The sequence below is a fragment of the Erythrobacter sp. NE805 genome, assembly GCF_046452355.1.
In the GTDB taxonomy this organism is placed as follows: domain Bacteria; phylum Pseudomonadota; class Alphaproteobacteria; order Sphingomonadales; family Sphingomonadaceae; genus Erythrobacter.
In genome coordinates this window covers 62,190-81,329 of the sequence record NZ_JBKFDI010000006.1, presented here as the reverse complement: position 1 = coordinate 81,329, position 19,140 = coordinate 62,190, and the positions used below count along the sequence as shown (strand labels likewise).

Below are 19,140 nucleotides of genomic sequence, written 5' to 3'. Positions count from 1 at the left end.
TGCTTTGCGCGCGGTGCTATTCGACCTGTGCGCGGAAGCGGATCGTGAAGCTCGGCTGCGCGGTCGCGCTCGTAGCGGCGGCCATCGTGCCGGTGGGTGCGATGCGGATGCCGGTCACCCGCCCGTCATAGGTGCCGGTCGGGGTGTAGGTGTAGGGCGCCGCCCCGCCCGCCGCCTGCGAGTAGGTCACCATTGTCGCCGCGTTGAAGGTGTTGAGCCCGCTCGCGGTGGTGCCGTTGGTGAAGGTGACCGGGGTGGTCACCGCGAAAGCCATCTCGGTCGGCATGACATCGAGGATCACGATCGAGCTCGAATCCACCGTCCCGGTCCCGGTGTTGCGCACCGTGATCGTGTATTCGACGACCGCGCCCGGGATGAGCTTGGGGTTGGTCGTGCCGTTGACCGGGTCGGAGATGACCGCGCTGGTCTTCTCGATCACGAGGAAGGCCGCGGAGCGGCGGGTGTTGGTGATGACGCAGGTGATCGTGTCGCCGGGCCTGAGCGTGATCGTTCCGCCGACCGCGGTAGGAAGGGTCGTGGTGCTGGTGACCGTGTTCGTGCAATTCATCGTCGCGGTATAGTTGCCGAGTACGGCAGTGCCCGCGGCGACCTCGTCGACCCGGTAGCTCTGGCCCGTCACGACCTGGACCAGGCCCGTATCGCCGGTGCCCGCGTTGATCGTGCCGGAGCTGCCCGTCGTCGTCGAGGAGGCGACCACCGTCGTGCCGTTCATGATCCTGACGGTGAACTGGTCGGTCCCGAACCGCCGCCCGCCGCTCCCCAGGGCCTTGCGCACCCTCAGGCGCGGCTGGGAGCCGATCGAATAGGTGCACACCAGCGCTTCGCCGAACTGCAACTGGCCGATATCGGCGCTGGTGGCCGCGAGGTTGCTGGGCAGCCCGGACCGCGTTGCGCCCGCGTTGTTCACGCAGGTCAGCGTCGCGGCGTATTGCGACAGGGTGCTTGTGCTGCCGGAGGCCATCGCGATGCGCAGGGTCAGCGCCTGCCCGGCCGACATATTGAGCGGTGCGACCGAAAAAGGGCCGGTGCCGGTTCCGCTGGTCACGCCGGTGCTCAGCGCCGTGCCGGTCGCGGTCGAGGCGATCTGGAACTGGAACTGGTCGGCGCTGTTGACGCGGCTGCCGAAGATCGTCGCATCGAGCCGGATCGATGCGAAGCGGATCGCGAACATCACCCCCTGGAGACCGCCCGCCTGGGTCTCCACCGTCACCGTGGTAGGGCTGTTGCTCCCGAGGATATAGGCTCCCACCGTTCCCGGCGTGCCGGCGATGTTGGCCGAGGCGGTTCCGGTGCCGGTGAGCGTGGGGAAGGCCGATCCGCTGCTCGGCGGCACCGAATCGAGGAGCTGCCAGCCCCCGCCATTGGTAGTCATGCGCAGGTATTCGTTGTCGTTCGAGCTCTCGCCGTCGGCGACCACGAAGGAATAGACCGTCGCGCTCGCGCCGGCGGGGGGCTGGACCGCAATGTTCGACAGGGTGATGGTGCGGTTGCCCGCGGCGGCGGTGTAGAGCACCGGGCGTCCCGGGATGCCGATGAAGGCGGTGTTGCCGACCGCCGAGCCGCTCCACGAGGGCGCGGTCACCGCGTTGTAGGCGGTGCCCGTGCCGGTCACCCGGGCGTTGAAGGTCAGCACCGAACCGTCGGGCAGCGTGAAGCTCAGGTTCTGCCCCGAGGCGCTGCGGGCGGTTGCATCGTTGTAGTCGGTGAGATCGAGCCAGCAATAGGTCTGCCACGTCGCCGGAGCGGTGCCCTGGCTGGCCGCCTGCGCGCAGTCCTGCGCCTGGGCCCCGGCGCTCCACATCAGCCCGCAGATCATCAGCATCGCCGCCAGCCAGCGGCGCAGGTCGAAGCGCAAGCCCGTCATGCGAGGGGGATAGCCCGCCATGGTAAACAGCCGGTTAGCCAAAAGCTTCTCACGCGCGCTCGCCATCCTCAGCGCCCCAGTCCGAGGAAGCCGAAGGTGTCGGCATCGATCTTCATGCGCACCGCAGCGAAGACCCCCTTGTCGGTGTTGCGCGCCGGACCGAAGTCGCGATCGCGGAAGCCCTCGATGTTGTAGCCGACGGTCACGAGCACGCCCTTCGCCGGGACCACGCCGAGGGTCGGGCCGAAGGCGAAGCGGGTCTCGCCGTCGGTGAGGTTGCTGCGCACGGTGGCGCTCGCGCCGAGTTCGAAGCGCTCGCCGATGCCGATCCGCCCGTCGGCGCCGACCAGCACCGAGGTGCCCTTGAACTCTTCGCCCTCGAGCTCCTCGAGGTTGTGGCGCGCGCCGAGGAACAGCGCGAGCTCGTGGCGGCGCACTTCGGCGCCGTCCTCGTCCTCGCCGCGAGGCGACCAGTTCGCCGAGAGGCTCGCGACGAGGCGGCGCGAGGTGGCGTTGCCGTCGACCGTCAGTGCGGTGCGGCCAGCGCCGCCGACCTCGCCCGCGACAGCGCCGGTGACCCGGTCGCTGCGGAACTCGAGCCGCCCGAGCATGGCGAGCGGCGAGGTGTCGGGGCGGTGCGCGAAGGCGATGCTCGCGTCGAGGATTTCGGTGGTCGCGCCGCCGAGAGTGGTGGCCCGCGTCCAAGTCGTGCCCGAGCCGACGATGCTGCCCGCGCCCAATTGCCGGATCGCGCCGAAGGTGAGGCCCTTGCGGTCGGCGCTCTCACCGTCGCGCAGCTCACCACGTGCGGCGATGCTCCACAGGTCCTTGCGCCAGGCGACGCCGAAGGTCGCTGCGGTGAAGTCCTCGAAGGACAAGCCGCCGGTCAGCTGACCGCCGCTCGCCGGGGGCTGGGCGGGGTTGACGATGCCGCCGCTGCCCGGATTGCCGCCGAGCGTGCGGCTGCCGTCGAGCGTCGCGTCGATGGTCAGCGCCGGGGTGAGCTGGAGCGTCTGGGCGAGGCCGAAGGCGGCGAAGCTGCGATTGCCGTTCTCGCCGATCGTCTCCTGCCCGAGGCTGGTGACCACGCGCCCGCCCTGCCACGGCGCGACCTCGATCCCGCCGCGCAGCTGGCGGGACTTGAGGTTGGCGCCGTCGGCAATCTCGTAGGTGCCGACCAGCCGCACGTCCTGGGTGATCGCATAGCGCGCGCCGAGGCGGTGCCTGGCGGGGAGGTCGAGGCTCTCGGCCTTCCCGAGCGCGATCGCCGTGCCCGCCGACAGCTCGAGCTTGTTGTCGAACAGGCGCTGCGTCGCCCCCGCCTCGAGCACGGTCGAGGTCGCGCTGCCGCCGTTCGCGAGGCGGTCGTCGAAGCGCACCAGGCCGATCTTGAGGTCGGTGCTCTGGCGGGTCAGCACGAACTGGCCCTGCGCGGCGCGGCGGCGCGCGGCGTCGGTGAGGCTCTCGTCCTGCCACAGGCTGCCGACGAAACTGAGGCTCTGGGTGATGAGCACCCGCCCGTCGGCGCCGATCTTGCGGCGCCCGCGCTCGGCGGCGTTCTGCTGGCCGATGCCGTAGTCGGCGTCGACCTGGCGGGCGTAGGCGATGAGGTCGACCGTGCCGGTCTGGTGCTGCGCCTCGACGAGCCAGCCGGTCGCCTGCTGGCCCTCGCGGCGGCTGATGCCGAATTCGGCGCGGATCTCGGTGCTGTCGCCCACCTTGGCGAGGAGGTCGACCGCCCCGATATCGGTGCGCTGCACCTCGCCGCTGCGGCCCTCGGTGCCGGCGTCGGTGATCGCGCTCGCGCCGATGCGCAGGCGGCCATCGGCAGTGGTAAAATCGGCGCGCACCCCGGCATTCAGCTCGGCCTTGCCGTTGCCCTCGGCCTCGAACTCGATGACGATGAACTGGGGGTTGAGCGCCTCATCGCGGCTCAGCACGGGCTGGGCGAAGCGGATCGTGCCCGAGAGGAGGTCGATGTCGTAGTCGGTGAAGCGCACCAGCTCGCGCACCGAGACGATCAGCTCGGGACGGAAGCGGTCGCGCACCTCGATGGTGACGCGCTCGGAATTGGGGAGAATGCGGCGGCTCGCGAGGGCATAGGGGCCGGTAATGCCCTGGCCCTGGATTTCCTGGCGCTGGAAGCGGCTTGCGATGTTCGCGGCAAAGGCCTCGGCGCGCAGGCGGCCGAGGCGCGCCTCGCCCTTCACGCCGGTTGCGGTGCGGTTGTAGGCGGCGAGGCGGCTCTGGTTCATCGCCGTCTGGAAGTCGCCGTAGATCGCGTAGAAGCTCGCCGTCTCGATGCGCACGTAGAGCTTCTCGCGGCTCGCGGCGTCGAACTGGCGGGCCGAGCCGTCGCCGAAGACGGTGTAGTAGGCGGCCGGGTCGATCGCGCCGAGCATGCGGTTGTCGCGGCGCTCCTTGGCGCTGTCATAGGCGAGGGTGAGGAGGTATTTCCCCAGCACCCGGCCTTTGGCGTAGAGCGCGACGCGGGCATTGTCGCCGAGGTCGCTGTCGAAGTGGCCGGCGCGTTCCATGTTCTTCGCCACCGAGCGGGCGCCGACGGTGCCCTCGGCGAGGCCGACGATGGTCCATTCGACCGCGCCCGGCTCGATCCAGCCCTCGAGTTCCTGGCGGCGGGTGATCTCGCCGTCGTCGAAGGTGAAGCCGAGGCGCAGCGAGCCGCTGACCATGGTCGGGGCGAGCTCGATCTTGGCGATCCCCTCGTTGCCCTCGACCGTCCAGCGCGCCGCCATCGGGGCCATGCCGGTGAGCTGGTTGAGCTGCTGGCGGTCGATCTGCTCGGCGCTCTGATAGGGCGCGTTGAGGGTGAAGCTGCCCGAAATGCCCTCGCGCAGCGGGCGGCCGTTGCGGTCGAGCACGCGGATCGCGACCACCGGGCGCGTGCGCCCGTCGGCGACCAGCCTGGAAAGCCCGGGGAGCAGCTCGACCTTGGCGGGGTTGCGGGTGAACCACACGTCGCGGGTGACAGTCTTGGAGACCTCGCCGAAGGAGTTGATGATCCGCGCCTCGAGCACGGTCTTGTCGTTGACGAGCGGCACGCCGCGCCAGGCGCTCACGGCGAACAGGCCGTCGGGGTTCTGGACGCCGTCGAAGGCGAGCGGATCGACGGGCTTGCCGTCGACGAAGAGCTGCACGCTCTGGCCGCCGCGGTGGCGCACCGCGACCTTGATCGACGGTGCGCGGGGGTTGGCGTCGGGGGCGGGGACGAGGAAGCCGTCCTCGCCGTCGCCGAGTGCGATGTAGTCGGTGATGGCGGGTGCCGTGGCCGCGGGCTCGGCCTTCGCGTCCTCCACGGTGGGCGCGACGTCCGCGGTGGCGGGGGCCTTCACCGGGACCACGGGGAGCGCGGTGCCCTCGCGCAGCACGGCGTGGAAGTCGGCGACGACGAGGCTCCCGCCCTGGCCGATCGCGAAGCGCGAGGAGGCGCTGCGGGCATTGCGGGTCGAGCGCGAGCAGTCGACCATCCGCGCGCCCTCGGGCAGGGTGATGCGCGAGACCTGCACGACGTGGGTGCCGGGAACGACGCCCTCGAAGTGGTAGCGACCGTCGGCGTCGGTCACCGCGAAGCTGCCGTCCTCGAGCATCACCCGCACGCCGGGGATGCCCTGACGCTCGGCCTCGGGCAGGCGGCAGCCGCCCGCGGTGATGCGGCCGATGATGGTCATGCGGTCGGCGATCGAGTCCCGCTCGATGTCGAGCGCGGTGCTGGCGCGGAAAGCTCGGCCGAGCGCGTCGCGCGCGACCGCCTCGTTGAGCACGCGGCCGGCGGGCGCGTCGGGGCGCACGCTCATCGCATAGGTGACGCGGACCGCGGCGCCGGCGTTCAGATCGCCCAGCGCAACGCTGAATTGGCGACCATCAGGAGAGATTGTAACCGCATTGGCAACTTTGTTCCCGTCGATCCGCACACTTCCCGCGCGCAGCCGCAGCCAGCGCGAGGGCGTGTCGACCAGCGTCACCCCGCGCCGGATCCGCGCGGGGTCGTCGTTGCGCAGGGTCACGGTGTAGAACACGACGTCGCCGGGCTCGGCCCGGTCGCGCGAGGCGCTCTTGCGGACGGCGAGGTCCTGCCCCGGCTGGTCGACGGGGATGTCGACCTCGAAGGGCGCAGGGTCGTCGAGCACGAAGTCATCGGCGAAGGAGCCCTCGCGGATCACGTAAGGTCGCCCGTCGGGCCGCCTGACCTGCGCGAGCAGCTCGCGCGGCGCCGCCGAGGGCGCGGTGAAGGGCGCGGGCGGGTCGACCACCAAGCGGAAGCGCCCTTGGGTGGTGAGCGGAAACCAGAACTCGCCGGGGCCCATGCGCGCCGTCCGGCCGGCGGCGTCGGTAATTGGCTGGCCCGAGATGACGGCGGAAGGCCAGCGCGTGACGCCGTCCTCTGCGAAGACGGTCGCGAGCGCACCTGTGTCGGCATTGACCAGCGCGACGCGGGCGCCGTCGACGGGCGCGCCGGTCTCGCTGTCGAAGATCACACCGAAGGGGTCGACGAGGACGGTGATGTCGGCGGAGATCATCACGTCCTCGCTGCCCGGGCGCATCGCGGCGATGGTGATGCGCGAATCCTTGCCGACGCTGAGGCGGCAATCCTCCTTGACGGGGTCGGGGGGGATGCGGGTGGTCTCGATGACGCCGGCGAAGATGCCGCTGTCGGGCGCGGTCTCGAAGACCGTCATCGTCTCGTGGTCGCCCTCCTCGCTGGTCAGCACGACGGCGATCGTGTCGATTGCGGTGCGGTCGCGGTTGGCGGCAGGGGCGATGATCTCGAAGAACAGCGGCTCGCCGCCGCGCAGCTTGTCGGTCTGCTGGACGACGGCGGTGGACACGGTGGAGACGGCGGGCCCGCCGGGCGCGACCGCGGTGGCGGTGCTGCGCAGCTGCTGGACGGGGCCTGGCGCGACGCCGCATCGGGGCGCGCGGAACACCAGTTCCGAACCGCCCGCGGCGCGGCGGTATACCTTGATGGAGGGCGGCGAAGGGGGGAGGGTGCTGACGTCGAACCTGACGGGATTGCTCGACACCCGGCGGGTCGAACCGTCAGCACTCCAGCTTGCCTCGGCAATATTGGTGACGGTGCGCACGCCGGCGCCGTCACCGCTTTGTGCGTTCGCCCCCTCCTGCGGCGCACCGAGGCACAGCACTGCTGCGAGCAGTGTCGCCGTCAGGCGCCGCAGGGAGGGGGCTACACGCAAGACCTAAGTCCGTTTCAGATCAGTGGATTACTTGATCGTGACCCGGAAATATGCCGAGCGAGTCTGGCTCGCGGCGACGTCGCTGAGCGAGCCGGTGATGCGGTCGCGGCCGCTCGCGCCCGCGCCCGCGGCGAAGGTCCCGCCGGCGGTGCCGTTGGCGCAGGTCGAGTCGCCGTTGACGAAGATCCCGAAGGACGAGAGGTAAGTCACGTCCGCCGGCAGATCGTCGAGGATCCCCACGTTGGTCGCCGTCGCCGCACCCGCGGCGTTCGCCACGGTGATGCAGTACTCGATCACCGCACCCGGGATCGCCTTGCGGGCGGCGCCGGTGCCGTTCACGGGATCGCTGATGATGCGGCTCGTCTTGGAGACGGTCAGCACCGCGCCCGCCACCGAGTAGCGGCCCTGCGCCGAGAAGGCGCCGTCATTGGCCGAATCCGAGACGCCCGCGCCGTCGAACAGCACGGTGTCGATGCCCGAGGTGTTCGCGCCCGCGGTCGCCGTCAGCCTGGTGCCGAGCGAGCCGGTCGTGCCCGCCCCGTGCGCCGCGGCGGTCAGCGCGACGTCAAAGTTGTCGCCGTTGCGCGCGTTGATGCTGATGTCGGAGACGACCAGCACCGCGACGGTCGCATCCTCGGCGACTTCGTCGAGATAGGTAATCGCCCCGGCCGACAGTTCGCCCGCATCAAGCACACGGTTGCCGTTGGTGTCGCGGAACACGCGGAAATTGCCGATGTTCGCGGCAGTCCCGGCGCGCAGCGCGACCGACAGGTTGAGGTCGACCGTGTTGTTCGACGAGTTGGTGACGTCGAAGGCGAGGACGCGGTTGGTCTGGTTCGGCGCCACGCTGGTCGCGCTGCCGACGTTGGTGACGGTGACGTTCACGCGCTGGTCGACGGTGAAGGTGTCGCTCGCCGTCGCGTCGGTCTGGCTCACGCCCGAGACGTTGTAGCTCACGGTCACGTTGTTGGTGATGGTATTGCCGGCCCGGGTCCCTGCGGCCATGGCCGGCGTGCTGGACATGGCGACGAGCGCAAAGACGCTCACCGCACCCAGCAGCTGCTTGGTGGTCTTCATTGGTCTGGTCCTGAGTGTATGCCCCGCGTGATGGTCGCCGCCCGCGGAACGTGGCGGTTATCTCCCGCCGGTCAGCGGATGATGGCTGGATAGGTGAGCCGGCCGCTCGCACCCGGCGCGATGGCGGGCAGCACCCAGCGGACGTGTGTCACGTCGCCGTGGGTGGCGGGACGCGTGGTCCCGTCGGGATTGGTCGCCGTCAGCTTCGCGAGCACGCCCCAGGTCTTGCCGCCGTCGACCGACAGCTCGAGCGCCGGATCGGCGTCGGGGGCGAGTTGCACCGCGGCGGGGAGGGGGTTGGTGACCACGAAGTTGGTCACCGGCTCGGTGCCCTTGTTCGTGTAGTCGGTCCCGAACACCAGGCGGTCGCCGGGCACAATCGTGTCCGGCTCGACCAGCTCGGTGCGCTGCTTGCCGTCCTTGTCGGTGACGATCTTCACCGCCTTGACGTCCCCGTTGAGGGCGATCGGGCTGGGCGTCGCTTGCGCCGCGAGCGGCAGGGCGGGCCCGGCAAGCGCCACGGCGGCGGCGAGGGAGAGCACCAGCTTGTTGATCGGCTTCATGGTCTTTGCCCCTGTTCTTTCTGTGTTTTTTGGTTGCTAGAGAAGTCAGTCGATGGTCACGTCGAAGGTGATCGAGCGGTTCGTTCCGGCGGCGATGTCGCCGAGCCCGACGGCGATGCCGCTGGCGTTGGTGGCGGTGCCGGCGTCGCTGTCGGCGGCGTCGGTGAGGCTCGTCCCGTCGAGCTTCAGCGTGCCGGGCGCGTAGGTCGTGCCGGTCGGAATGGCGTCGGTGACGTTGAGATTGCGGACCGTGCCGCTGCCCGAGACGCGCGCCTCGATGGTGAAGGTCGCGACCGTGCCGGGGACCGCCGAGGTGCCGCCGAAGGGATCGCGCAGGACCACCGACTTGACGAGCTGGACGCTCGCGACTGCGGAGGCGAGCGTGCCGCGCGCCGTTGCCTGTGCGCCGGTCATGCCGACGATCGCATCGCCGCCGCCTGCGCCCGCGTCCGCGAAGACGGTGCCCGCGGTGCCGCTGCCGGTCACCGCCGCGGCGGCGAGCGCGACGTCGCTGCGCTTTGCGTCGGCGACATTCTGCGGGACGGCGACCAGCACGAAGACCGTCAGACGCGCGTCGGCGGCGAGGACCGGGGTGGTCTCGGGGCCGGCGAGGATCTGGTCGACGCCCGCGTCGTAGGTGCCGTTGGCGTTGCTGTCGATGGCGATCGACTGGAGGGTCGTGTCGAAGTCGTTGCCCGCGACCGCGGGGTTGGCGGTGAGGCGGAAGGCCTCGGGGCCGTTACCGGTGTTGGTGAGCTCGAAGGTCAGCACCGCGGTGCCCGGGCGGACGGTGACGGGGCCCGGATCGAGCGAGGCGAGGGTCACGTCGAGCAGTTCGTCGACGCGCACGGTGACCGTGTTCGAGGCGATGTTGCGCGGGCCGCCGGCATCGTCGAAACTGGCATTGGCCGTGTTCTCGATCAGCGTCCCCGCGCTGACCCCCCCGGCATGGGCCGGTGCGGCAGCAACCAACCCGCCGAGCAGGGCGGGGCCGAGGAGGGTGGTGAACGAGGCGTAAAGGCGGGCATGGGTTTTCATGCCCCGGAGAACTACGCAGGAATGGTTAGCATTCCGTTAGCCAACCTTTTTTGGCACGTCCTTTGCCATCTTTCTTGCTTCCGGGACCATGGCGCTCGCGGCGATGTTTCAGGTGAAACGTCACCGCATCGCCCGGCTGAGAGGGGTCTGGAAGGGTCTAAGGGGGGTCTAACCGGGCGCGAAGCGAGGCTGCCGCGACCCTGGAACCGCGCTAGGCGACCTGCGCCGCCGCGCGCCCCGCGGTCTCCGGCAGCCGGAACCAGATGATCGCCCCCAGCAGGAAGCTCACCGAGGCGAGCGACATCACCGGCCCCAGCCCCGCCGCCTCGGCGAGCGGGGCGGTAATCAGCGGCGCGGTCATGCTGATCACGCGGCCCCAGTTGTAGATCGAGGCCGCGGTCGAGCGCAGGTGCGGCGGGTAGAGCTCGGACAGCCACGGCCCCCAGATCGCCGAGGCGCTGAGCATGATGCCATAGGCGAAGCCCAGCGCCTCGAGCAGGCCCAAGGGCAGCTGCACGAACAGATAAACCGGGATGATCGCCGCCGCGAGCACGAAGCCCGCCGCCCCGCTCCTCCGCCCGAGCCGGTCGCTGATCCAGCCCCACAGGAGGCCGCCCAAGGCCGCGCCGATGAACTGCCAGCCGAGCACGTCGCCGATCACCGTGTCGGGGATGCCGCGCTCGTCCCTCAGGTAGGTGCTCGCCCAGCCGGTGAAGGCCTGGTAGGCGAAGAAGTTGAGCCCCGACATGGTCGCGAGCAGCAGCGTCTGGCGCGCGACGCCGGGCCGGAACAGCTCGGCGATGGGAAGCTTCGAGGCGGCGGTGGTGCTGCCGCCCGGCGCGCCGCCGAAGGGGATGATCCGCCGGTCGTCGGGCACCACGAGGAAGGCGAAAAGCGCCAGGACCACCGGCACCGCGCCCGCGTAGAGCAGCGCCTTCCAGTCCGCCCCAGCGCGGAACGCCGCCGCCGAAAGGAACCCGAGCGCCGAGACCGCGACATTGTAGGTGCCGAGCACTATCCCTGCGATCAGTCCGCGCCGGTTCGCCGGGAAGAGCCCTGAATAGATGCCGACCGCGATCGGATACATCGCGCCCATGAAGAAGCCCATCAGCACCCTCTGGCCGACCAGCGCGGCGTAGTCGGCGACCACCAGCCCCGAGAGCAGCATCGTGCCGTAGCCGATCATCGCGATCACCAGCGCATTGCGCCGCCCGATGGTGTCGGCGACCTGCCCCATCACCACCGCCCCGAGGATCGCGCCCACCGCCTGCACGGTGTAGAGCGAGCCCGACTGGGTGAGGGTCAGCCCGAGATCGTCCTTGATATAGGGCCGCAGGATGTCGACCGTGTTCCAAGACCAGGCGTAGAAGAAATAGCCGATCAGCAGGAAGCCGAGCGCGGCGATGCGGCGGGTCTGACTGATGTCCTCGGCGCGGGTCACCGCGGTCATGCGGCGAAGCCCGCCGCGCGCGCGAGGCTCGCGGCGCCTTCGCGCAGGAAGCCGTGGTCCGAGCCGAGCAGGAACAGGCTCGCGCCTTTCTCGCGCCACATCGCCGCGTCGGCGGGCCTGCCGGTGAACATACCGCAAGGCCGTCCCGCGGCGCGGCAGGCGGCGAGGATGCGTTCCACCGCGTCCAGCACCTTCGGGTCGTCCGGAGAGGTGCAGCCCAGAGCTATGGTGAGGTCGATCCGGCCGATGAAGAGGGCGTCAATGCCGGGGACGGCGGCGATTGCGTCTATCGCGTCGAGCGCCTCGAGGTCCTCGATCTGGGCGATCACCACCGAGCGCGCGGCGCTGGCGGCGAGGTGGTCGGGGATGCTTCGCGTCCCGTATCCCGCCGCCCGGCTGGAGCCCGCATAGCCGCGCCGGGCAAGGCCGCCGCCGGGGCCGTAGTGGACGCTCGCCGCGACCGCTTCGGCTTCCTCCGCCGAGCGCACGTGGGGCACCAGCACCCCGTTCGCCCCGCAGTCGAGCGCATTGAGGATCTCGTGCGCGGCCGAGGAGGCGGGGCGCACCAGCACCGGCATCCCGCCCGCGCGCGCCGCCATGATGCCGAGGTCGAGGTCGCGGCGGTCGAAGGGGGCGTGCTCGGCATCGAGGCACAGGCAGTCGAGCCCGGTCGAGGCGAGCACCTCGACCACGTGCGGGTGCGGCGTCTTGACGAAGGTGCCGAGCAGCGGCGCACCGCTCGCGAGGCGGGTCTTGAAGTCGCCCATGCTCAGGCCGCCGCCCCGCGCCACAGGCGCTCGCTGGCGAGCGCCGCGCCCTCGGCGAGGGTCGCGAGCTTGGCCCAGACGATCTCGGGGTCGACCACCCCGAAGCCCGCGAAGGTCGAGAAGCCGCAGTCGGTCCCCGCGATCACCCGCTCGCGGCCGATGATGTTCGCATAGCGCTCGATCCGTTCGGCGACGACGCGGGGGTGCTCGATGAAGTTGGTGGTGCTGTCGATCACGCCGGGGATCAGGACCTTGTCCTCGGGGATGAGGTGCGCCTGCTCGACGAAACAGGTCCAGTCGGCCTGGTGGCGGGGGTTGCTGGTCTCGAACAGGAGCCCGGCGGGCTTGGCCTGCATCAGGGTGGGGAGGATCACCCCCATCTCGACATCGCAGCAATGCGGGCCCTCATAGTTGCCCCAGCACACGTGCATCCGCACGCGGTCGGCGGGGACGTTGCGCAAGGCGTGATTGAGCGCCTCGACATGGCCGCCGATGAGCCTGAGGTATTCCTCGTCGGAGCGGTCCTTGTACATCATGTGCCGCCCGAGCCCGAGGTCCGGGCTGTCGAGCTGGAGGATCAGGCCGGCGGCGACGATCGCCTCGTATTCGGGCCGCATCGCCTCGGCGAGCGCCTCGAGATAGGCGTCCTGCGAGGGGTAGTGCTCGTTCGGCTGGAACAGCGCGATGACGCCGGGGGAGGCGGAATTCATGAAGCCGCCGACCGGGGTGTGCTTGGCAATAGCGGCGGCCATGTGCGCGAGATCGGCCTCGAGCGGTGCCATCGACTTGACTGCGATGGGGCCGACGCACTTGGGACGCCGGTAGGTGGGGGTGCCGCCGCCCTTGGCCTGCCGCTCGAGGAAGCTCGGGAACATCTCGAGGTCCGCAGGGGGAGTGCGCGGGCTGTCGCCGTCGAAGCCGGTGATGCGGTCCTTGATGTAGGTCGCGTAGCTGATCTTCGACATCTCGCCGTCCGAGACGAGGTCGATCCCGGCCTCGACCTGGCGGCGCACCACCTCGTCGACCGCCGCGCCGATCACCGCGTCGAACTGCGCCTGGTCGATGGCCTCGCCGCGTTCCTGCGCGAAGACGAGGTCGGTCACGGCCGCGGAGCGGGGGAGCGAGCCCACATGGGTGGTCAGGATGTGGTCGGGCATGGGGTCAGGCGGTCCTCTCGTGAAGGGCGTGTGTCGCGGCGAGCCACGTGGTCAGCCGCTCGGCGAGCGCGCCGGGCGCCTCGAGCGGGAGCATGTGGCCGGCAGGCTCGATATGGAGCTGCGCATCGGGGACCAGCCCCTGCCAGCGGCGGTGCCACTCGGGCGGGCAGAGCGCGTCCTCCGCGCCCGCCATCAGCAGCACGGGGCAGCCGAGGCGGGCGAGCGCGCCGCGCCGGTCCTCGCGCCGTCGCAGCGCCTCGGACTGGCGGATGAAGACATCGGGGCCGAGCGCCATTCCCATGTCGCGCAGCAGGGCGAGGAGGGGCAGGTTGCCGCGGTTGGCGGCGGCGAGGTAGTTGGGCTTCAGCTCCTCGACGAGCACCCGCTCGAGGCCGCCTGCTCGCACCTCGGCCTGCTGGGCGGGGCGGTGCGCGGCCCGCTCGGGCAGGTCGGCGGTCGCGTTGTAGCCGATGAGGACGAGGCCCGCGATGCGCTCGGGGGCCTGCACCGCCATCTCGACCGCGACGATCGCGCCCATCGAGAAGCCGACCGCGAGGAGCGGGCCTTGCGTCGCTGCGAGTGCGCGCGCGGCCATCGCGGCGACGGTCTCGTCCTGCGTCGTGTCAGCATCGACCGGCGCGCGTCCGGTCGCCGACGCGAGGCTCTCCCGGACCTCCCCCGTCCACAGCCGCGCGTCGCACATGTTGCCGGGGATCAGCAGCGGGAGGGGGCGCTCGCTCATCCGAGCCTTGCCGAGCGGCCGGGGAGGAATTCACCGCCGAACAGGCGCTGCTCGGGGATCATGCCGGGCTGCTCGATCCGCTCGATCAGCATGTCGACCGCGGCCTGCGCCATGCGCCGCACCGGCTGGCGGATGGTGGTGAGCTGGTAGCCGCCCCAGGTCGCCGGGCCGACGCCATCGAAGCCCACGATCGAGAGCCGTTCGGGGATCGCGAGGTCGTAGGTCGCGCGCGCGCAGTCGATCGCGCCCATCGCCATTGCGTCGTTGGTGCAGATCACCGCGTCGAGCGCCCCGCCCGAGGCCTCCATCAAGGCGCGCAGGCCTTCTTCGCCCGAGCGGTAGTCGAAGCCGCCGCGGTAAAGGAAGGGCTCGATGTCGGCCGCGGCGAGGTGCCGGCGGGCGGATTCGAGGCGCTCCTCGCCGACATAGCTGTCCTCGGGTCCGGCGATGATGCCGAAGCGGCGGTGCCCGGCGGCGAGCAGCTGGCGGACCAGCTCGCGGGTCCCCGCCGCGCTGTCGCAGCACACGCTCGCGGCGGGCTCGGCCTCGCCGACGCGGTTGTAGAGGATGATCGGCACGCCGCGGTCGTTGAACTGGCGGATCTGCTCGTCCTTGAGCCGTGCCGCGACGATCGCCCCGTCGACGCGGTAGGGCCAGATCAGCCCGAGCACCGCGTCGACCTCGCTCTCCGAGGAGAGGCTGAACAGCAGCACCCGATGCCCGGCCTCGGAGAGGCGCTGCGTCAGCTCGGCGAGCACCTCGGGGTAGTAGAGGTTGGTGAGGTTCGAGATCACCACCGCGACGAGATTGGTGCGCCGGGTGATCAGCCCGCGTGCGAAGGCGTTGGGCTGGTAGCCGAGCTGGCTCGCCGCGCGCATGATCTTCTCGCGCGTCTTGGGCGCGATCGAGGCACCCTTGCGGAACGCGCGGCTGACCGCCGATTGCGAGACCCCGGCGAGCTCGGCGACGTCGTAGGACGTGGCGCCCTGGGCCCCCGCGCCCGTCGGTGCCGCCTCAGGCAGCTTCTTCTTTGGCATAGCGCCTCACCCGGATGTCCGCCTGTTCCTTGTGACCGGCAAAGCCCTCGATGGCGCACAGGCGCGAGCAATATTCCCCCACCATCGCGCTCGCCGCATCGGTCAGCACGCGCTGATAGGTACACGTCTTGATGAACTTGCCAACCCACAGCCCCCCGGTGAAGCGGGCGTTGCCGCGGGTGGGGAGGGTGTGGTTGGTGCCGATCACCTTGTCGCCGTAGGAGACATTGGTGCGCTCGCCGAGGAACAGCGCGCCGTAATTGGTCATGTGCTCGAGGAAGTAGTCGGGATCGCGGGTCATCACCTGGACGTGCTCGGAGGCGATCCGGTCGGCGATTGCGACCATCTCCTCGTAGCTGTCGGCGACGATCACCTGGCCGTAGTCCGCCCAGGCCTTGGCGGCGATCGGCGCGGTCGGGAGGATGGTGAGCTGGCGCTCGATCTCGGCCATGGTGTCGCGGGCGAGCTTTTCCGAGTTGGTGAGCAGCACCGCGGGCGAGTTCGGCCCGTGCTCGGCCTGACCGAGGAGGTCGGCGGCGCACAGCTCGCCGTCGACCGTCTCGTCGGCGATCACCAGCGTCTCGGTCGGGCCGGCGAGAAGGTCGATCCCGATCTTCCCGAACAGCTGGCGCTTGGCCTCGGCGACATAGGCGTTGCCCGGGCCGACGATCATGTCGACGCCGGCGATGGTCTCGGTGCCGAGCGCCATCGCCGCGACCGCCTGCACCCCGCCGACGCAGTAGATCTCGTCGGCGCCCGCCATGTGCATCGCGACGACGATCGCCGGGTTTGGCTGGCCCTGGTAGGGCGGGGCGACCGAGACGATGCGCTTGACGCCCGCCACCTTGGCGGTGACGACGCTCATATGCGCCGAGGCGACCAGCGGATACTTGCCGCCGGGGACGTAGCAGCCGACCGAATTGACCGGGATGTTGCGGTGGCCGAGCACCACGCCGGGCAGGGTCTCGACCTCGACGTCCTTCAGCGCGTCGCGCTGGATCTGCGCGAAATTGCGCACCTGCGCCTGGGCGAAGCGGATGTCCTCGATCACCTGCGGGTCGAGCGCGGCATAGGCGGCGTCGATCTCGGCCTGCGAGAGGCGGAAATCGGCCGGGTTCCAGCCGTCAAACTTCTCGGACCATTCGCGCATCGCCGCGTCGCCGCGGGCCTTAATGTCGGCGATGATGGTCTCGACCGTGGCGCGGACCTGCGCATCGGCTTCGGCGGCGGCATCCTCGGTGATGCCGGTCTTGAGGTAACGTGCCATGTCGCTCTCTCCGTGCGCGGGACGGGCAGCGGCCCTGTCCCCGATTGCGCTTAAGCCTATGTGCTTGTGACTTCGGATGCAAGAGCAAGCATGGCGGCTCTGGTGCACTCGCGAGCAGAAATTGCCACGAACTGTTGGCATTTGTGCAACATCTGACAATTGATGTGCGTCAAGATGCACTGGCCAGCACGATTCATGTTGCATCCGAAGTCAAAACGCGCATTCCTGCTCGCCGGCAAAGCAAACTCAGGGGAAACCACATGGCCGGTCAGTTCAAATCCGCCTTCGCCATCGGCGTCAGCACCATCGCGCTCGGCATCGCGGTGCCCGCCGCCGCGCAGGACAGCGCCGCGGGCGCCGAAGCAGCAGCAGATGCCACCGTCGATCAGGGCATCGGCGAGATCATCGTCACCTCGCAGCGGCGCGAGGAAAACCTCCAGGACGTGCCGATCTCGGTCTCGGCCTTCACCGGCGAGCAGATCCTCGCGCGCGGCACCACCGACATCGGCCGCCTCGAAGGTCTCGTCCCGGGCTTCACCTTCGGCCGTTCGGGCCAGGACGCGCGGCCCTCGATCCGCGGCGTGCGCACCGAGAACGTCGGCGTGAACGGCGACACCACGATCGGCTTCTTCATCGACGGCGTCTACCAGTCGCGCGCCGCGCAGGCGACGCAGGGCTTCGTCGACATCGAGCGGCTCGAAGTCCAGCGCGGTCCGCAGGGCACGCTCTACGGGCGCAATACCTTCGGCGGCAACATCGCCATCACCACCGCCCAGCCCAAGCTCGGCGAGACCCTCGCCGGGCTCGACGTGACGGTCGGCCAGTACGGGCGCTTCCGCACCGATGCCTTCGTCAACCTGCCTGTCAGCGACACCCTCGCGGTGCGCGTCGCGGGCTCCTTCGAGCGTTCGGACGGCTGGGTGGAGAACGTCAACCCGCTCGGCAACAACCTCTTCGACGACAAGAGCGAGTTCATCCGCGGCACGCTGCTGTGGGAGCCCAACGACCGGTTCTCGGCCGCGATCAAGGTCGAGCACGCCTCGCGCGGCGGGGCCGGGGGCTCGGCCTTCGGCTACAAGATCATCGGCAGCTATTTCGATGTCGGCTCGCGCCAGCAGCTTTACAATGCGACCCCGGTGCGCAACCTCAACACCCGCGGCGGCAACCGCGACGGGGTGAACGACGCGCTTCCCGGCAGCAGCGTAGCGACGAGCGACCTCGGCATCCCGATCTTCGCGCCGGGCGACGGCTACCGGATCGACACCGACCAGCCGACCATCCTCGACCTCGAGAACACCGCGCTGACCGCCAACCTTGCCTATGACTTCGGCGGCGTCACGCTGCGCTCGATCACCGGCTACACCGATTTCGGCGCGGTCCGCACCTCGGACTCGGACTTCTCGGGCAACCAGATCGCGATCGACTACCAGAACACCGAGGCCAAGACCTTCAGCCAGGAGCTCCAGCTGCTCTCGAGCGACAGCACCAGCCGGCTCCAGTGGGTGCTGGGTGCCTACTACTTCCACGACGAACTGCGCGGCGTGTTCATCAACCAGCAGCTCCCGCGCATCATCCGCAACGTGACGCCCAACCTCAACCTCGCGCAGAACGGCGCGGGCTTCTACGACGAGCAGCGCGCGACGACCGAGAGCATCGCCTTCTACGGCCAGGCGACCTACGAGCTCGCCGACGGCCTGCGCGTGACCGGCGGCCTGCGCTGGACCGAGGACACCAAGGACTTCGCCTTCGCCAACGCCAACGCGATCCTGCCCACGTCGGGCACGCCCCCGGTGCCGCAGGGCAGCGCGATCACGCTCGCGACCGGCCCGGTCCCGGCGAGCGCCTTCGGGGTCAAGGGCGCGCAGACCAACTGCACCTACACCAGCTTCCCGCCGCCGCGCGCGGGCTTCCAGTGCCTCGCCGCCAACACCACGGTGCTGACCGGCGCGACCTACGACACCGCCAAGTTCCGCAAGGCGACCTGGCGCCTCGCGGTCGATTACGACGTGACCCCCGACAACCTGCTCTACGCGAGCGTCTCGACCGGCTTCCGCTCGGGCGGGTTCAACTCGGGCCAGGGCCCCGCCGCGCTCCAACCCACCTTCGATCCCGAAGAGGTGACCGCCTACGAAGTGGGCTCGAAGAACCGCTTCGCGGGCGACACCGTCCAGCTCAACCTCTCGGCCTTCTACAACCGCTACAACTCGCTCCAGGAACAGCGCCAGGTGCCGCAGGGCTCGACCACGCTGTCGATCATCGAGAACAGCGGCAAGGCGCGCGCCTATGGTGCCGAGGCCGAGGCGCTGTGGCGCCCGGTGCCGGGGCTCGAGATCGGGGCGAACCTCGCTTACCTCAACGCCAAGTACACCGAGTACGATCAGGTCCCCGCGCCGTTCGGCACCAGCATCCTCGTCAACGATGCGAGCGTGACCGCGCCGACCATCGTCAACGGCGTGCAGATCGCCGCGGCCGGTCAGCGCCGGGTGTTCGCGCCGGGCTACAGCTGCGGCCTCATCCCCGGCACCGGCGGCACCGGCCAGGCGGCGGCGGCCTTCGGCTGCGACATCAGCGGCAACCGCATCCCGCACTCGCCGCAATGGACCGGCGCGGTCTTCGCGAGCTACGAGATCGACCTCGGCAGCCTCGGCAAGCTGACGCCGTTTGCGATCATGAACTTCTCGTCGAGCTTCTTCGGCCAGCCGTTCAACTCGATCCTCGAGCGGCAGGAATCCTTCCAGAAGCTCGACCTGCGCCTGACCTATGCGCCGAGCGAGAACATCTCGGTGCAGGCCTTCGTCAACAACGTCACCGACGAGCGGACCATCAACCGCTTCGTGTGGGGCGGGGGCGGGGCGCTCCAGGCGAGCTACGCGCCGCCGCGCCAGTGGGGCGCGCTGCTGAGCGTGCGGTTCTGAGGCCACCATTCAGGTCAAAAGGAAAGGGG

The 19,140-nt window shown here is 70.0% G+C and carries 12 protein-coding genes; 1 reads left to right on the top strand and 11 read right to left on the bottom strand.

Annotated features, from left to right (window positions below; genetic code table 11):
* Positions 1–16: 16 nt before the first annotated feature.
* The 11 genes from ACLBKU_RS17320 to hisD form a co-directional block, all read right to left on the bottom strand.
* The gene (locus tag ACLBKU_RS17320) at positions 17–1,885 is read right to left on the bottom strand and encodes a CshA/CshB family fibrillar adhesin-related protein (RefSeq protein WP_410180816.1); all 1,869 of its coding nucleotides are present in this window, start codon (positions 1,883–1,885) and stop codon (positions 17–19) included.
* Between the two features lie 68 nt (positions 1,886–1,953).
* Positions 1,954–7,098, bottom strand: a complete 5,145-nt coding sequence (locus tag ACLBKU_RS17315) for a hypothetical protein (RefSeq protein ID WP_410180815.1) — start codon at positions 7,096–7,098, stop codon at positions 1,954–1,956.
* Positions 7,099–7,125: 27 nt separating this feature from the next.
* A complete protein-coding gene (locus ACLBKU_RS17310; protein ID WP_410180814.1) occupies positions 7,126–8,175 on the bottom strand; it encodes a hypothetical protein in 1,050 nt (349 codons plus the stop codon).
* Between the two features lie 71 nt (positions 8,176–8,246).
* Positions 8,247–8,738 carry a hypothetical protein gene (locus ACLBKU_RS17305; RefSeq protein ID WP_410180813.1) on the bottom strand — a complete coding sequence of 164 codons (492 nt, stop codon included), beginning with the start codon at positions 8,736–8,738 and terminating at the stop codon, positions 8,247–8,249.
* A gap of 45 nt (positions 8,739–8,783) precedes the next feature.
* Positions 8,784–9,776 (bottom strand): hypothetical protein, encoded by a 993-nt coding sequence (locus tag ACLBKU_RS17300; RefSeq protein WP_410180812.1) that lies wholly within the window; start codon positions 9,774–9,776, stop codon positions 8,784–8,786.
* 211 nt (positions 9,777–9,987) lie between these two features.
* Positions 9,988–11,226, bottom strand: coding sequence for an MFS transporter (locus ACLBKU_RS17295; protein ID WP_410180811.1), 1,239 nt, complete (start codon positions 11,224–11,226; stop codon positions 9,988–9,990).
* Positions 11,223–11,993, bottom strand: a complete 771-nt coding sequence (locus ACLBKU_RS17290) for an HpcH/HpaI aldolase family protein (RefSeq protein ID WP_410180810.1) — start codon at positions 11,991–11,993, stop codon at positions 11,223–11,225. Before ACLBKU_RS17290 ends, ACLBKU_RS17295 begins: the two co-directional genes overlap by 4 nt.
* Before the next feature lie 2 nt (positions 11,994–11,995).
* Positions 11,996–13,150, bottom strand: a complete 1,155-nt coding sequence (locus tag ACLBKU_RS17285) for a cobalamin-independent methionine synthase II family protein (protein WP_410180809.1) — start codon at positions 13,148–13,150, stop codon at positions 11,996–11,998.
* A gap of 4 nt (positions 13,151–13,154) precedes the next feature.
* Positions 13,155–13,892 carry an alpha/beta fold hydrolase gene (locus ACLBKU_RS17280; protein ID WP_410180808.1) on the bottom strand — a complete coding sequence of 246 codons (738 nt, stop codon included), beginning with the start codon at positions 13,890–13,892 and terminating at the stop codon, positions 13,155–13,157.
* A complete protein-coding gene (locus ACLBKU_RS17275; protein WP_410180807.1) occupies positions 13,889–14,929 on the bottom strand; it encodes a LacI family DNA-binding transcriptional regulator in 1,041 nt (346 codons plus the stop codon). The genes ACLBKU_RS17280 and ACLBKU_RS17275 overlap by 4 nt, the downstream gene beginning before the upstream one ends.
* A complete protein-coding gene (hisD, locus tag ACLBKU_RS17270; protein WP_410180806.1) occupies positions 14,907–16,196 on the bottom strand; it encodes a histidinol dehydrogenase in 1,290 nt (429 codons plus the stop codon). The genes ACLBKU_RS17275 and hisD overlap by 23 nt, the downstream gene beginning before the upstream one ends.
* 260 nt (positions 16,197–16,456) lie before the next feature.
* On the opposite strand from hisD, the gene ACLBKU_RS17265 reads away from it, so the two are divergent.
* Positions 16,457–19,111: a TonB-dependent receptor gene (locus ACLBKU_RS17265; protein WP_410180805.1), complete on the top strand. Its 2,655-nt coding sequence runs from the start codon at positions 16,457–16,459 to the stop codon at positions 19,109–19,111.
* Positions 19,112–19,140 lie beyond the last annotated feature (29 nt).

Excerpts from the sequence above, each read along its gene's own strand:
- ACLBKU_RS17285 (WP_410180809.1), bottom strand. The coding sequence starts at position 13,150 with ATGCCCGACCACATCCTGACCACCCATGTGGGCTCGCTCCCCCGCTCC.
- ACLBKU_RS17305 (WP_410180813.1), bottom strand. The coding sequence starts at position 8,738 with ATGAAGCCGATCAACAAGCTGGTGCTCTCCCTCGCCGCCGCCGTGGCG.
- ACLBKU_RS17290 (WP_410180810.1), bottom strand. The coding sequence starts at position 11,993 with ATGGGCGACTTCAAGACCCGCCTCGCGAGCGGTGCGCCGCTGCTCGGC.
- hisD (WP_410180806.1), bottom strand. The coding sequence starts at position 16,196 with ATGGCACGTTACCTCAAGACCGGCATCACCGAGGATGCCGCCGCCGAA.
- ACLBKU_RS17265 (WP_410180805.1), top strand. The coding sequence starts at position 16,457 with ATGGCCGGTCAGTTCAAATCCGCCTTCGCCATCGGCGTCAGCACCATC.
- ACLBKU_RS17320 (WP_410180816.1), bottom strand. The coding sequence starts at position 1,885 with ATGACGGGCTTGCGCTTCGACCTGCGCCGCTGGCTGGCGGCGATGCTG.
- ACLBKU_RS17295 (WP_410180811.1), bottom strand. The coding sequence starts at position 11,226 with ATGACCGCGGTGACCCGCGCCGAGGACATCAGTCAGACCCGCCGCATC.
- ACLBKU_RS17310 (WP_410180814.1), bottom strand. The coding sequence starts at position 8,175 with ATGAAGACCACCAAGCAGCTGCTGGGTGCGGTGAGCGTCTTTGCGCTC.
- ACLBKU_RS17300 (WP_410180812.1), bottom strand. The coding sequence starts at position 9,776 with ATGAAAACCCATGCCCGCCTTTACGCCTCGTTCACCACCCTCCTCGGC.
- ACLBKU_RS17275 (WP_410180807.1), bottom strand. The coding sequence starts at position 14,929 with ATGCCAAAGAAGAAGCTGCCTGAGGCGGCACCGACGGGCGCGGGGGCC.
- ACLBKU_RS17280 (WP_410180808.1), bottom strand. The coding sequence starts at position 13,892 with ATGAGCGAGCGCCCCCTCCCGCTGCTGATCCCCGGCAACATGTGCGAC.